10 protein-coding genes are annotated in these 14,547 nt (G+C 70.6%); 7 read left to right on the top strand and 3 right to left on the bottom strand.

Annotated elements, in window-relative coordinates:
* Window positions 1–41 precede the first annotated feature (41 nt).
* A complete protein-coding gene (locus TCUR_RS06110; protein WP_012851610.1) occupies window positions 42–2,336 on the top strand; it encodes a hypothetical protein in 2,295 nt (764 codons plus the stop codon).
* 13 nt (window positions 2,337–2,349) lie between these two features.
* Here the strand turns inward: TCUR_RS06110 and TCUR_RS06105 are convergent, their stop codons facing one another.
* Both TCUR_RS06105 and TCUR_RS06100 read right to left on the bottom strand, forming a co-directional pair.
* A complete protein-coding gene (locus TCUR_RS06105; RefSeq protein WP_148232942.1) occupies window positions 2,350–3,360 on the bottom strand; it encodes a phage baseplate protein in 1,011 nt (336 codons plus the stop codon).
* A 409-nt stretch (window positions 3,361–3,769) separates the two neighbouring features.
* Window positions 3,770–5,059: an acetyl-CoA hydrolase/transferase family protein gene (locus tag TCUR_RS06100; RefSeq protein WP_012851608.1), complete on the bottom strand. Its 1,290-nt coding sequence runs from the start codon at window positions 5,057–5,059 to the stop codon at window positions 3,770–3,772.
* A 222-nt stretch (window positions 5,060–5,281) separates the two neighbouring features.
* On the opposite strand from TCUR_RS06100, the gene TCUR_RS06095 reads away from it, so the two are divergent.
* The 3 genes from TCUR_RS06095 (at window position 5,282) to TCUR_RS06085 (ending at window position 8,378) form a co-directional block, all read left to right on the top strand.
* The gene (locus tag TCUR_RS06095; RefSeq protein WP_012851607.1) at window positions 5,282–5,587 is read left to right on the top strand and encodes an MSMEG_0570 family nitrogen starvation response protein; all 306 of its coding nucleotides are present in this window, start codon (window positions 5,282–5,284) and stop codon (window positions 5,585–5,587) included.
* A 158-nt stretch (window positions 5,588–5,745) separates the two neighbouring features.
* Window positions 5,746–6,714 (top strand): cyclase family protein, encoded by a 969-nt coding sequence (locus TCUR_RS06090; RefSeq protein ID WP_012851606.1) that lies wholly within the window; start codon window positions 5,746–5,748, stop codon window positions 6,712–6,714.
* On the top strand, window positions 6,711–8,378 hold the full coding sequence (locus tag TCUR_RS06085; RefSeq protein WP_012851605.1) for a class I adenylate-forming enzyme family protein: 1,668 nt from the start codon (window positions 6,711–6,713) through the stop codon (window positions 8,376–8,378). Before TCUR_RS06090 ends, TCUR_RS06085 begins: the two co-directional genes overlap by 4 nt.
* Before the next feature lie 18 nt (window positions 8,379–8,396).
* On the opposite strand, the gene TCUR_RS06080 is transcribed toward TCUR_RS06085, so the two are convergent.
* On the bottom strand, window positions 8,397–9,173 hold the full coding sequence (locus TCUR_RS06080; RefSeq protein WP_012851604.1) for a hypothetical protein: 777 nt from the start codon (window positions 9,171–9,173) through the stop codon (window positions 8,397–8,399).
* A 521-nt stretch (window positions 9,174–9,694) separates the two neighbouring features.
* Here TCUR_RS06080 and TCUR_RS06075 point away from each other — a divergent pair.
* The 3 genes from TCUR_RS06075 to TCUR_RS06065 all read left to right on the top strand — a co-directional run bounded on the left by TCUR_RS06075 (window position 9,695) and on the right by TCUR_RS06065 (window position 14,359).
* On the top strand, window positions 9,695–11,413 hold the full coding sequence (locus TCUR_RS06075) for a S8 family peptidase (protein WP_245536995.1): 1,719 nt from the start codon (window positions 9,695–9,697) through the stop codon (window positions 11,411–11,413).
* 402 nt (window positions 11,414–11,815) lie between these two features.
* Window positions 11,816–13,603 carry a bifunctional metallophosphatase/5'-nucleotidase gene (locus tag TCUR_RS06070; protein WP_245536994.1) on the top strand — a complete coding sequence of 596 codons (1,788 nt, stop codon included), beginning with the start codon at window positions 11,816–11,818 and terminating at the stop codon, window positions 13,601–13,603.
* 276 nt (window positions 13,604–13,879) lie between these two features.
* Window positions 13,880–14,359, top strand: a complete 480-nt coding sequence (locus TCUR_RS06065; protein ID WP_012851601.1) for an HU family DNA-binding protein — start codon at window positions 13,880–13,882, stop codon at window positions 14,357–14,359.
* The last annotated feature ends 188 nt before the right edge of the window (window positions 14,360–14,547 follow it).

The following is a 14,547-nucleotide window of genomic DNA, read 5'->3' as shown; positions in this document are numbered from 1 at the left end:
CGGGCCGGCTCCGGATTCGAGCCGGATGAGGACGCGGAGCGATGGCAGTGATCAAAGCCGAGTGGGCGGTGTGGGGGATCTCCCCGGAGACCGGCGGCGCGTACACGGTGCTCGCCCATAGCGAGGGACGGCTGCGTGCCTCCCACTTCGAGACGATCATCACCCGCTTCTCCCCCGGCACCCCGGACGGGGAGGCGGCGCTGCCCCGGCTGACCATCGGGACGGTGGAGGTCTCCAAAGTCCCTCACCTGGGTTTGGCCCTGCAGACTCAGGAGCCCGGCCATCTGTGGGAAGCGTCCACCACGCGGTTCTTCTTCTTTCCCTTCCAAGCCCTGGGCGAGGCCCGCTCCTCCTACTCGACCCTCTATGAGCACCTGTCCGGGGTCGAACTGCCCGAGGCCGGCACCGGCCCGCTGATCACCATCGATCCGCCCGCGTTCGACCCCGCCGCCGTTCCCGGGACGCCCTGGGAAGCCGAACCGGACCCCGCCCTGGCCGCCGCCTTGCTGGTGCGGGGACGGCGCCTGTGCATCACCCAGGCGGAGGAGGCCTCCCTGGAGGAACGGCTGCGCTTCCTGGACGAGGTGACGGCCTGGCTCCCCTACGGCTACCGCGCCAAGCTCACCGCCACCACTTGGGCCAACAGCGCCACCCCGCACCGGCTGCGGTTGTTCTTCGCCCGCCATGCCGCCGGCCACGGCGTCATGGAACTGCCGTGGTCGGGGCGGCTCACCCCCGATCCCCTCATCGTGCAGGAGCATCTCCTCCCGCTGCGCAGGGCGGTCGAGAGGCTCGGCGCCGCGGCGGTGATCGGCAGGCTGGCCGCCGACACCGCCCCCCGCTCCTGTGACGACCCCGGCCCCGCCGTCCGGACGCTGGAGGAGATGGCGCACTCCTTCCAGGTGCCGGGCGCGGAAGCGGACCTGGAGGAGCTGCGCGCCTCGTTCGACTGCGAGCCGATCCTGCTGGACGCCCAGCACCGGGCGGCCGCGTGCCGGGCCCTGGCCCGGCTGATCGAAAAGGCCGAGCCGCAGGACTGGCCCACCATCGAGCGGTGGTGGCGGGAACTGGCCGATGAGGACGTCACCACGCTGCTGACCGCGCTGCTCGGCAGATGCCGGCGGCTGCTGTGGTCGGGCGAGCGCACCGGGATCACCGAGGCCCTGCCGCTGGCCTACCAGTACGGCACCGGAGACGACTTCCTGGCCTCCCTGGTCACCCCGCCGGACGGGCCGGAGAGGGCCGCGGTGCCGGGGGCGCGGCACGCCGCTCGGCTGGTCCACGACAGCGTGCTCGTCTCCGGTGACACCAGAGGGCATCCCCGCACGCTGCGAGCCGTCCTGGAGAACCCCCTGCTATTGTGCGCGTTCATCGCCCGGCTCGGCGCCGGGGGCCGGAGCGCAGAAGGGCTGCGCTGGCTGTCGTCGGCTCCCCACGGGGACTCAGAAACGCTCTTGGCGCTGTGGAGGGTGCTGGCCGCAGAAGATCCTCAGCCTCCGGCGCCCGAGCTGCTTTGGCGGCTGAACGCCTCCGGACGCGACTGCCTGGCGGTGCTGCTGGAGGGGGCGGCCGAGTCCGGGCGGCTGCACCTGGTGCTGCGGCCTTTCGGGGAGATGCTGGCCACCGGGCGGATCCCCGCCGGCGACTTCCCCTACTGGGCCGAACGGCTGGGTTCCTTGAGCTCCGCCGACCCGTCCCTGGCGAGGTGGACCGACGCCCTGCTGTCGGGGTCCACCGCGCACCTCGGCGATGATCCGCTCCCCGGCTCCGCGCCCTCCCCCGGGCGGACGGCCGACCTGTCCAGGGGCACCGCGGCCATCGCAGAGGAGCTGCCTCCCCTTCAGGGGGCCGAAGCGGTCGTGTACCGGCTCTGCACGGGTTACCGGCGCGGCCTGTCCCTCGACACCTGCCTGCGGCGCCTGGGCGACGCCGCTTGGAAGCCCACCCCGGCGCTGGCCGTCGCGGTGGTGCGCGGGCTGGCACCGGCGCTGCTCGCGCACGGCGCGACGGCGGAGACCGCGCAGGCCTGGAGCACCGGCCTGGCCCAGCGGCTGGCCCGCGGCGACTTCGGCCGCAAACTGGCCCGCCGGTTCCGGCGGGAGCTGCTGACCGCCGCCATCGGCGACATCGGGGACCGGCTGGCCCTGGTGAGCGCGGTCGCCGGCGAAGGGCCGCCGCTGACGGGCGGGCACCGCCTGGAACTGCAAAGCATCCACGCCGAACTGGGGCGGCTGCTGGAGCAGCCGCCCGCCGGGCAGCGCCCGCAGCCCACCGGCCGGCAGCGCGATCCCGACCGGCCTTCGCACCGGCAGCGCGGGGGCGCGCGCCTGCCGTGAGCCGGAAGGCGGCCTATTTGATCAGGACGTTCTTGTAGAAGAGGTTGGCCCGGCGTTCGCCCAGGTCGCCGGAGGCGAAACCGAAGAACAGGCGCATCTGGCCGGAGGCGGTGCGGTAGACGGCCATGCCTTCCGGTTCGCGGTAGGGCAGGGAGGCGCCCGCCTTGGTGAGGGTGGGGCCGGCGATCCGTTTGCCGGTGTTGAGGTCGATGGTGGAGAGCCTGGCGTTGCCCGGCTTGGGGTTGCCGGGGCCGTAGGCGGTTCCGTAGTAGGTGTACAGGTACCTGCCGTAAAGCGCATAGCCCTGGAAGACTTCGCCTTTTTGAGGCGGGAGGGCGACGTCGACCAGCCGCTTGTGGTAGCGGCGCGCTTTGATGTCGGCCAGTTTGTAGACGGCGACTCGCCGTCTGCCGTTCTTGCGGTAGCGCATGGCCAGGCGGCGGTTGACCGGGTCGATGGCGGCCGTGACGCTCCTGATGCCCGGGATGGGCCGGTATTTGGCAAGGGCCGGAGAGTCGCCGGTCAGCGTCTTTCCGTGGACGAACTTGAACCGGGCCAGACGGGTGCCGCGGGCGCTCGCCCCGACGGGATCGACCTCGACCCACAGGTAGGTGTTCTTGCCGGAGGGCTCCACCCCGATGGATATGCCGTGCCCGAACCCCCTCAGGTACATGTGGCCGGTGCGTCGTCCGGAGAAATCCAGCCGATTGATCACCAGGTCGCCGCTTGCGTCGGCGGAGGGCTCATCGACGAGCTGGGCCACGAAGAGCCGCTTGTTGCGCGGGTCGAACCCGAAGCCCTGCATGACCCGCCCGGATTTCAGCCGTTTGTTCAAAAACAGGGCGCGGGAGGGGGCGGTCAGGTCGAAGCGTTTGGAGGAGGGCAGGCCGCCGGTGCGGGCCGCCCGCAGCCGCGGCTCGATCTCCGTACCGGCCGTCGCGCATCCGCTCAGCAGCACGGCGAACGCCACGACGGCCGCCTTCGCCCCGTTGTCCCCTCTGCCGCCGAATGCCCGTTGCGCCACGCAATATCCCCCGATCCAGCCCGGAATGAAAACACGAGCAGATGGCACGATACCGGCATGCCGTCCGCCGTCGGCCGATCGACGCGGCCTTTAAATCTTTTTCGGTTCCCCGACCCGGGGATCACACTTTTTCGACACACCTCGGCGGGATCCGAAAACGAGAGATCCCGCGTTATACACAAAGATCCGACATCGCCATAGAAGCCTCATTGAAACATGCACGCCATACAATCAGATAAATCCCTGATCCCGGGACTATATGAAAGAACAATGAAAGCTTCCCGCCCCCGGGGACATCACCTTGCAGAACCTGACAGTCGGGGACACCGGCGCCCATGTGCGGGAAGCGGCATCGCGCTGCGCGACATCACCCGGGTCCACTCCCCGCCGCACCGGTGCCGACCAGGGTCTACGGCAGGTGGAAGCCGAGTTCGCGCCCGGCCTCGCGCAGCCCGTCGCGCACCGACGGGTGCGCCACGTGGTCGATGATCTGCCGGGCCTGCTCACTGGCGTCGTGCCCCCAGATCGCGGCGGTGCCCTGCTCGCTGACGATGAAGCTGTGCTGGAAGGAGGTGACCGGCCCGGCCAGGCGCGGGATGACGGTGGACACCTCGGCCTTGGGGTGCCAGGACGGCAGCGCGATGATCGCCCGGCCGCCGGGCGAGTGCAGCGCCCCCACCACGAAGTCGGTCTGCCCGCCGAAACCGGAGTAGATCATTCCGCGCACCCGGGCGGCGTTGGCCTGCGCGTACAGATCCACCTGGAGCGCGGAGTTCACCGACACCAGGCGGGGCCGCCGGGCGATCAGGGCCGGGTCGTTGGTCTTTTCGGTGCGCAGCATCCGCACCCGGCGGTTGCGGTGCATCCACGCATACAGCTCCGGGGAGCCGAAGGCGAAGGACGCGGTGATCGGGGTGTCGGGGCGCAGGGCGCCGGCGCGTTCCAGGGCGAGCACCCCGTCGCTGAACATCTCCGACCACACCGCAAGGCCCGTGCGTCCGCGCAGGGAGTCCAGCACCGCGTCCGGGATCGCGCCGATGCCCAGCTGCAGCGTGGCCTCCGGCGGGATCAGCGAGGCGACCCGCTGGCCGATCCGCCGGGCGACCCCGGTGCGGGGCCGGGGCTCGGGGGCGGCCAGTGGCCGGTCGGCCTCGATGGCGTAGTCGATCTCGTCGGCGGGCAGCACCGCGTCCCCGTAGGTGAACGGCATCCGGGGGTTGAACTGGGCGATGACCAGCCCGCCGCGTTCGCGCACCGCCTCGATCGCGGCGGGCAGGATGTTGACCTCGATGCCGAGGGAGACCGCCCCGCTCGCCGGGACGGTGGTCTGGATCAGCACCACGTCCGGCGGCAGCGTCTCCTTCAGCAGGTTCGGCACCAGCGACAGCCGGCAGGGGAAGTAGCGCAGCCCTTCGCGGCCGCGCATCCCGGCCCCCACGAACGGCGTCTCCAGCACCACGCCGTCGCGGTCCGGCACGCCTTTTTGGGCGTTCAGCATGAACAGCCGGTACCGCGCCACCGTCTCGTCGAGGATCCGCAGCGCCCGGTCGGGGGTGGCGAAGTTGCCGCCGGCCACCACGCGGGGGTCGTCCGGCAAGCCGGCCAGCACGGCCGCCAGTTGCGATTCGGAGATCACCCGCACGTCCTCACCCCCGGTGATCTCGGCGAAATGCCCCCAGATCACAAATGATCGCGACAACCGGCAACCTACCCGCGCCCGTGCGGCCCGAACGGCGGCCTGCGGTCCGGCCCCGTGCGCAGGGCGCGGGCGGCGAGGTGTGAGCGTTCGGAAACGGGCGCTTATTGCCGATGCCGCCGTCCGGTAATGCACGGCCGCTGAAGTATGCGGTCAGGGCGTGAGGTGCGCAGCGGCAAGAGGCCCGGCGCGTGCGCGGGAGGGGCTTGCTGTCGGGAGGTGGGCATGCCGGAGATGTACTTCCAGGTCTGCTGGCCGGACGGTGTGGTGCAGCGCTGTTACTCGCCCTCGACCATCGTCGAGGACTTCTCCACCCCCGGCACCGCCTACCCCCTCAAAGAGTTCGTGGAGCGCAGCCGGATGGCGCTGGGCATCGCCTGCGAGCGGGTGCGCGCCGTCTACGGGGTGCCCTCCCGGGCCGCGACCGGCCAGCTGGCGGAGATCGAGTCGGCCGCCGCCCGCTATGCGGACATGGACGGCGCCAAGGTGACCGTGGAGGCCCTGCTCGACGCCTACGGGAACGTCCGCTGACCCCGGGCGCGCCCCGGCGTGCGCAAACCTCACCGAATGTAAAGCATTAATTACTTCTTTCAGTGACATATCTACAGGAGCCGCTCATATGTTGACCGGGTAGCGCTTGTTGGCTCGTCCGCCGGGCGTTCCGCCCGGCCGAACGGGAGGAGACGACGATGTCCGAAGCCCCCGCCATGCGCGAGCTCCTCGGTGAGGACGCCCCGTCCAACTGGGGCAAGTGGGGTCCCGACGACGAGTTGGGATGCCTGAATTACCTGGACGCGAGCGAGGTGCTGCGGGGCATCCGGCACGTCCGCAGCGGCGAGGTGTTCACCCTGCAGATCCAGATGGGGCGCACCGAGCCTCCCGGCGACCCGCTGTGGCCCGGCCGCTCCCCCATGGAACGCCGCAACGTGCTGGACGAGTCCTCCTGGGACAAGCCCGACGCGCCGCAATACCCCGGCGGGCTGCACTACTCCGACGACACCGCGCAGATCTTCCTGCAGGGCTCCACGCAATACGACGCGCTCGGCCACCTGTGGTACGACGGCAAGCTGTGGAACGGCTATGACGCCCGCACCACGGTCGGGCAGATGAAGAAGGCGTCGGTGCTGCCGATCGCCGAAAAGGGCGTGGTGGGCCGCGGGGTGCTCATCGACATGGCCCGCCACCGGGGCAAGCCGTGGCTGGAGAAGGGCGAGACGTTCGATCACACCGACCTGGAGGCCGCCGCGCAGGCCCAGGGGGTGACCATCGAGCCGCACGACATCTTGTGCATCCGCACCGGCTGGCTGAAGTACTGGTACCAGCTCACCGACCGGGAGGAGTTCTACAAGGACTTCAACGAGCCGGGCCTGACCTACTCGCGGGAACTGGTGGAGTGGTTCCAGCAGCGGGAGATCCCCAACCTGGTCACCGACACCATCGCCAACGAGGTCACCTACGAGCCCAACACCGGGGTGGCGCTGCCGCTGCACTGCGCGCTGATGCGCAACCTGGGCGTGGCGCTGACCGAGATCGCCTGGCTGGACGACCTGGCCGACGCCTGCGCCGCCGACGGCCGGTGGAGCTTCCTGTACGTGGCGGCGCCGCTGAAGATCGTGGGCGGCACCGGCGCTCCGGTCAACCCGGTGGCGATTCGATGAGCGTTTACGACCAGCGGCCCTGGCTGGCGCTGTACCCGCCGGGACAGCCCGCCGACATCGAGCCCGAGTACGCCAACACGGTGGCGATGTTCAAGGCCACCGTCGCGCGCAATCCCGATGGGGACGCGCTGCGCTACTTCGACGGCCGGATCACCTTCGCCGAGCTGGACGCGCTCAGCGACGCCTTCGCCGTGGCGCTGGCCGAGCACGGGTTCGCCCCCGGCGACCGGGCGGCGCTGTACCTGCAGAACGTCCCGCAGTTCGTGATCGCCCAGTTGGGGATCTGGAAGGCCGGCGGCATCGCGGTGTCGGTCAACCCGATGAACCGGGAGCGGGAGCTGCGGGAGCTGCTGAACGACTGCGGCGCCACGGTGCTGGTGTGCCTGCAGGGCCTGTACCGGGACGTGGCGGGCAAGGTCGTCGGTGACACCGCGGTGCGCACCGTGATCACCACGTCCGAGCTGGAGTACCAGACCCGCAACGACCCCCGGGTGCTGGGCGGGGTGGAGCCGGTCGCCTGCGAGGGCACCCTCGACATGGCCGGCCTGCTGGAGCGTTTCTCCGGCCGTACCCCGGCCCCGGTCGAGCTGAAGCCCGAGGACGTGGCGTTCCTGACCTACACCTCCGGCACCACCGGCCCGCCCAAGGGGGCGATGAACACCCACCGCAACGTGGTGTTCAACGCCCGCACCTACCGGGACTGGGTGGGCCTGGGGCCCGACGATGTGATCTTGGGTGTGGCTCCGCTGTTCCACATCACCGGCCTGATCGGGCACATCGCGGCAGGGCTGCTGACCGGGGCGCCGCTGGTGCTGATGTACCGGCTGGACCCGCAGGTGACGATCGAGACCGTCCGGGCCGAGCGGGCCACCTTCACCGTCGGTTCGATCACCGTGTTCATCGCCTTGATGAACGCCCCGAACGCCGACCGGGAGGCGCTGGCCAGCCTGACGAAGATCTATTCCGGTGGCGCGCCCATCCCGCCCAGCACCGTCAAGGCGTTCCAATCAGCCTTCGGCCACTACATCCACAACATCTACGGGCTGACCGAGACCACCTCCCCCTCTCATGCCGTCCCGCTCGGGGCGGACGCCCCGGTGGATCCGGCCTCCGGCGCCCTGTCGGTGGGCGTGCCGGTCTACAACACCGTGGTGCGGGTGGTCGATGACGACGGGCGGGATCTGCCGCCCGGTGAGATCGGGGAACTGGTGACCTCCGGCCCGCAGGTGGTGGCCGGTTACTGGAACAAGCCGGAGGAGACCGAGAACGCCCTGCCCGGGGGCGCCCTGCGCACCGGCGATGTGGGTTACATGGACTCCCGCGGCTGGTTCTACCTGGTCGACCGCAAGAAGGACCAGATCAACGCCGGCGGCTACAAGATCTGGCCCCGGGAGGTCGAGGACGTCCTGTATGAGCATCCCGCCGTCCGCGAGGCCGCCGTGGTGGGCGTCCCCGATCCCTATCGGGGGGAGACCGTCAAGGCTTACGTCAGTCTCCGTCCCGGCACCAGCGCCACGGCCGAGGAGCTCATCGCCTTCGCCAAGGAGCGCATGGCCGCCTACAAGTACCCGCGTCAGGTGGAGATCCTCAAGGAGCTGCCCAAGACCGTCACCGGCAAGCTGCTGCGCCGGGAGCTGCGCGAGCGCGCCTCCGGCTCGTCCTGACGCCGGCGGCCCGGCCCGTCACTTCCAGGCGTAGGGGCGCCGGTGGTTGATGGGCCGGACGCGGGGAGCCGGGCGCGGGACGGCGAAGGGCTGCCCGCGGCCGTGGCGGGAGGCGGCGTAGGCCAGCAGGCGCCAGCGCCGCAGCGGGCCGGCCGGGTGCAGGGCGGGCAGGTTGTTGATCTCGGGATCGAACGCGTCGGTGTCGGGGGAGCCGTCGGGCAGCGGGGTGTGGATCTCCAGCGTCCCGCAGGGCTCCCAGGGGCCGGTGAGCGAGGCCGTCGCCAAGGTGAACGGCAGCGGCCCGGTGGCGATCGCCGCGTCCAAAGTGGCCATGTCGCAGGAGATGCGGCGGGTGGTGGCCGGCAGCAGCGCCAGCATCCGGATCCGCCCGTGCACCGAGTACGGCAGCAGCGTGGTGTGGACCGCGTCGCCGAAGGAGCGGCGCACCTGCAGCAGGTGCCGCAGGCCGGGCCGGGAGCCGGTGGTGGCCAGCAGCAGGTCCACCGGCCCGGCGTCGGCGGGCACGCGGAAGGCGACGCCCAGCACGTCGGGGAATCCGCCCGGGGTCGCGGTGGCCTTGGAGAGGCGGACGACGACGTGCCGTTCCTCCCCCAGCAGGTCCGCCAGGCCGGTGTCGGTCACCCGCAGCGTCGCGGCGTAGGTGCGGCCCCGGGGGTGGACGGCGCGGGCGTGCCGCAGCCGGGCGGCCGCGCCGAAGGGGACGGCGAGGATCTTGGCGATCGTGGCGGTTCCCGCCGGCGGGCTGGAGCCGCCTGGAAGCGGGACATCGGACATGGTGCTTCCCTCCACTTCCAAGGCCCGCTCTTGCGCTCGCCGCGGATGATCGGACGGGCACGGGCCGCGGACTCCGCGTGCCCTACCCGCGAGCCGGGCGGGTATGCGGGGTGGTTTGCGGGGGCGGCCCGCCCGGCGCCCAAGGGGCGCCGCAGTGCCGCACTCCGCACCCGGAAGCTTCAAGGGTCGGTCAACTTCGCCGGTAATCCACCGGATCCCTAGAGAGGCGCGAGCAGCCGCCCACTGGCCGATGAACGGAAATTCAGCTCCCACCGGGCAGGAGCCGGCCGCACACGCCCATCACCACCAAATGCCCATCTACCAGGGAAAATAGTCTAAGAACATCTCATACCCCCAGTAACTCAACACCACGGAAGCGGTCAACACGGCACGATAACCCGACATCTTCACACAATAGGTTCCATTTTGTGATCTGCATGAGGGTCGTCAACAAAAAGGGGGAATGAGTAACGTCGCCCGGTCAGGTGCAAAGCAGGCATTTCCTCCCTCGGCTAGGAGGTGTGACAGTGCGGCGAGTCGTCCTCACCGCGACCGGCGTCGTCACCGCGATGTCGCTGGCGCTTCCCGCCCATGCGGGACCGACCAAACCACGGCAGGTCACCGAGCAGACCACCGAGTACGTGGTGCTCTACAAGGAAGGGGTTCCCGCCGAGCGGGCGCGCGCGGCCGTGCAGGCGGCGGGCGGCACGATCCTGCGGGAGAACACCGCGGTGGGGGTGGCGACGGTGCGGGCCGCCGCCGGCTTCGCCGCCGCGGCCCGGCGGCAGGCGGCGCTGGAGGGCGCCGCGGTCAACCGGGTCATCGGGCACGCCCCCAAGCCGGTGCGCGGCCTCCACGAGCGGTTCTCCGTCGAAAAGGAGGGCCGTCACATCCTGCGGCGCAAGGACCCGCGGGGCGGCGCCCGCGGCGAGGAGCCGCTGGCGAACCTGCAGTGGGACATGAAGCAGATCGGCGCCACCGGCTCCGGCGCCCACAAGGCGGAGGAGGGCGACCGGCGGGTGCTGGTGGGCGTCATCGACACCGGCATCGACGGCTCGCACCCCGACATCGCCCCGAACTTCAACCGCCGCCTCAGCCGCAACTTCACCACCGACATCCCGGTGGACGCCAACGGCAACGAGGTGGACGGGCCGTGCGAGGTGCCCAGCTGCGTGGACCCGGCGGACGTGGACGACAACGACCACGGCACGCACGTGGCCTCCACCATCGCCTCGCCGCGCAACGGGCTGGGCATCGCCGGGGTCGCCCCGCGGGTGTCCCTGGTCAACCTGCGCGCCGGGCAGGACTCGGGCTACTTCTTCCTGCAGGCGACCGTGGACGCGCTGACCTACGCCGGCGACGTGGGCATCGACGTGGTCAACATGTCCTTCTACGTGGACCCCTGGCTGTTCAACTGCGTCGACAACCCGGCCGACTCGGCCGCCGACCAGGCCGAGCAGCGGGTCGTCATCGAGGCGACGCAGCGGGCGCTCGACTACGCCCGCGCCCGGGGCGTGACGCTGATCGCCGCCGCCGGCAACCAGGCCGCCGACTACACCAAGCCCTACGTCGACACCTCCAGCCCCAACTACGCCTCCGAGCCCGGGGAGAGCCCGCGCGAGCGGCAGATCCCGCCGAGCTGCGTGTCGATGCCGTCCGAGGGCAAGGGGGTCGTCCCGGTGTCGGCGACCGGCCCCAGCAAGCGCAAGGCGTACTACTCCAGCTTCGGCAACGGCTACATCGCGGTGGCGGCGCCCGGCGGTGACAAGTACGACACCGCCGACGGCAAGCTCGACCACAACGCCGGCATCTGGGCGGCCTACCCGGAGCGGCTGGCCCGGCAGCGGGGCGAGCTGAACGCCGACGGCACGCCCAACGTCCCGTATGTGATCCGCAGCTGCAAGGGCGGCACGTGCGCCTACTACCAGTCGCTGCAGGGCACCTCGATGGCCGCGCCGCACGCGGCCGGGGTGGCGGCGCTGATCGTCAGCAGGTACGGCAAGCGCGACCGCAGCGGCCTGGGCCTCGACCCGCGCATCACCGAGTCGATCCTGCGCTCCAGCGCCACCGCGACGGCCTGCCCGAAGGGCGGCTCCTACACCTACCGGCGGCAGGTGCAGTCGCCCGACGGGTCCTTCACCGAGGTGGTCACCAGCCACACCTGTGAGGGTTCCAAGAAGCGCAACGGCTTCTACGGCAACGGCATCATCAACGCCTCGGCCGCGGTCGGCGGGCGCTGACGGCTCACCGACGCGCCGGTGACGCCGCGGTTTTCGAGGACGATCGCCGTCTTTCGGTGAAACGGCCCCGCGCCGGGCGGTGCGGGGCCGTTCCGCTGCGCCTTTTCAACATGCCGTTCCCACAGGTGGGGACGGGGGCGGTGCCGTGACCTGCAACGTGATGGCCTCGGATACCGTCAGGGCTTCCGTCTTCGGCGCCCAAGGCCATGCGCTGGAAAAGGTTCCTTACCCGATTGCCATGCGGCAGTTGACGATCAATGCGGGATTTTCCTGGCAACCTCTGATCATTCGCCGCACGTCACCGTGTCTTTAAAATGCGCGCGGCAGCCCCCGTCTTCGGGAGTTTCGATGATGTCGCATCTACGTCCACGCCATCTGACGGCGACGTGCATGGTCGCCGCCTTGGCACTGGCCGGTCCGCTCGCCTCCGGCGCGGCGGCCGTCCCCCACGGCAAGCCCGACAAACCAGACTTTACGCTGACAATTCTTCACAACAATGATGGGGAGTCCAAGCTGCTCGGCGTCCCCGGGCAGGAGGACTTCGGCGGAGTGGCGCGCTTTGCGACGCTGGTCGGCAAGCTGCGCAAACAGGCCACCTCCGGCAAACCCGGCCCCGGTCAGGCGGCCCGGCGCGGGGTGGTCCTGCTGTCGTCGGGGGACAACTTCCTGGCCGGCCCGGAGTTCACCGCCAGCCTGAGCAAGGGCGTGCCCTTCTATGACGCGCTGGCGCTCAAGGCCATCGGCTATGACGCGATAGCGATCGGCAACCACGAGTTCGACTTCGGCCCCGACGTCCTGGCCGACTTCATCGAAAGCTTCGGCAAGAACCCGCCGCCGTTCCTGTCGGCCAACCTCGACGTCGGCGACGAGCCCCGGCTGAACCAGCTGGCCCGCAAGGGCGCCATCGTGGCGTCGGCCACGGTCACCGAGCGCGGCGAGAAGATCGGCGTCGTCGGCGCCACCACGCCCGCGCTGGCCTCCATCTCCAGCCCCCGCCGCGTCAAGGTGCTGCAGAACGTGGCCGAGCTGATCCAGGCCGAGGTGGACCGGCTGACCCGGCGCGGCATCGACAAGATCATCCTGATCAGCCACCTGCAGGGGCTGGGCGAGGACCGCGAGCTGGTGCCGCTGCTGCGGAACGTGGACGTGGCGATCGCCGGCGGCGGGGACGAGCTGCTGGCCTCCGACACCACCCCGCTGGTGCCCGGGGACGCCGTCTCCACCGACCCGGCGACCGGCCAGAAGCTGCGCTACCCGCTGCACTTGAAGGACAAGGCCGGGGTGGACGTCCCGGTGGTGACCACCGCCGGCGACTACAAGTACGTCGGCCGGCTGGTGGTCAACTTCGATGCGCACGGCCGGGTGCTGTCGGTGGATCCGGCCAGCGGCCCGGTGCGGGTGTCGGGGGTGGCGCCGGATGCCGTCGCCCCCGACCCGAAGATCCAGCGGACCGTGGTGGAGCCGGTGTCGCGTTTCGTGGAGGGCATGGCGGCCAACGTCGTCGCCCAGTCGGAGGTGGCGCTGGAGGGCCGCCGCGAGCCCGGGGTGCGCACCCAGGAGACCAATTTGGGCAACCTGGTGGCCGACGCGCTGCTGGCCGCCGGGCGCAAGAACGCCGCCGCCTACGGGGTTCAGCCGCCCGATGTGGCCCTGCAGAACGGCGGCGGCATCCGCAACAACACCCTGATCCCCGCCGGTCCCATCACCGAGCTGGACACCTTCGCCATCGCCCCGTTCGGCAACTTCGTCTCGGTGGTCCCGAACGTGCCGCGCGCCCAGTTCAAGGAGATCCTGGAGAACGCCGTCTCCCGGCTCCCCGCCGCCGACGGGCGCTTCGCGCAGGTGGCGGGCTTCCGTTTCAGCTACGACCCCTCCGGCACCGCCCAGGTGGTCGATGACGACGGCACCGTGCTGACCCCCGGCAGCCGGATCCGGTCGGTGGTGCTGGACGACGGCACCGTGATCGTCGAGAACGGCCGGGTGGTGCCGGGGCCGGACCTGTCGGTGGCCACCAACGACTTCAGCGCCCGCGGCGGCGACCAGTGGCCCTTCCGCGGCCTGCCGTTCACCACGGTCGGGCTGACCTACCAGCAGGCGCTGGCCTCTTACCTCACCGATGACCTCGGCGGCCGGATCACCGCGGCGGACTATCCCGAGGGCGGTTCCGGCCGGATCACCGCCGTCCCGTGACGTCCCGCTCCGCCGCCCGGCGAAAACCGGGCGGCGGGGCCGGGCGGCTATCGTCCTCTCAACGCCTATAGCCCTTCAATAACGTCATTCCGGTCACAGATCGCCGTCTGGGGCGACGAAAGTCGGCGTGAAATGCCCGCCTGATCTAGCCTGACCGGCACTGGACCTTTTCAGCCGGGCCGTTTCGATGGGCTCGTGCCCGCGGCCGTCCGCGCCACGACGGCGTCCCGGCGGGGAAGGGACCATCGAAAGCCCCCACGTCGAAAGGTGCTGCCGTTGAACAGAACCGAGCTGATCGAGGCGGTGGCGGCCCTCGCCGGCAGCGATCCCGCGGTGGCCCGGCGCCATGTGGACGCCGTCTTCGAGACGATCATGGACAGGGTGACGGCCGGGGAACGGGTGCTGGTGACCGGGTTCGGCACCTTCGACAAGCTCTCCCGTCCGGCGCGCACCGCCCGCAACCCCCGGACCGGGGAGCCGGTGGAGGTCCCGCCCACCGAGACGCCCCGGTTCCGGGCGGGTCAGACTTTCAAGGACCGGGTCGCCGGGCACGCCGCCGTCATCTCGATCGAGCTTTCCGAGTCCGATCCCCTGCCGGAGCCCGAGCCTCTTCCCAAGCCGGCCAAGGGCAAGAAGTCCAAGAAGAAGAAGAAGGACGCCGCCTCCCTTTCGGCCGGGGAGCCCAAGAAGAGCAAGAAAAAGTCCGGCAAATCCGACAAGAAAGGCAAAGGCAAGAAGGCCGCCAAGGCTCACTGAGGTCTTCTCGGGCGCGTTCACCCGGACCTATCCAGGCGGCCTGACCGGCCGTATCCCGGCGTGGGCCACTGCCGGGTCGCCATGCGGCCGAGACGATGCGGCCCCTGTTCGCGACCTCTGCCGCTCACCGGGGCCGGACTCATGCAGTGCCCGGGTCGTCTCTCCGGGCTCGCCTTCGATGTCTTTCC

This window comes from Thermomonospora curvata DSM 43183 (assembly GCF_000024385.1).
Classification (GTDB): Bacteria; Actinomycetota; Actinomycetes; order Streptosporangiales; family Streptosporangiaceae; genus Thermomonospora; species Thermomonospora curvata.
This window is presented reverse-complemented; position numbering and strand designations above follow the sequence as displayed.

Coding starts and splice junctions, on each gene's coding strand:
- TCUR_RS06090 (WP_012851606.1), top strand. CDS start 5,746: ATGTCCGAAGCCCCCGCCATGCGCGAGCTCCTCGGTGAGGACGCCCCG.
- TCUR_RS06110 (WP_012851610.1), top strand. CDS start 42: ATGGCAGTGATCAAAGCCGAGTGGGCGGTGTGGGGGATCTCCCCGGAG.
- TCUR_RS06095 (WP_012851607.1), top strand. CDS start 5,282: ATGCCGGAGATGTACTTCCAGGTCTGCTGGCCGGACGGTGTGGTGCAG.
- TCUR_RS06080 (WP_012851604.1), bottom strand. CDS start 9,173: ATGTCCGATGTCCCGCTTCCAGGCGGCTCCAGCCCGCCGGCGGGAACC.
- TCUR_RS06085 (WP_012851605.1), top strand. CDS start 6,711: ATGAGCGTTTACGACCAGCGGCCCTGGCTGGCGCTGTACCCGCCGGGA.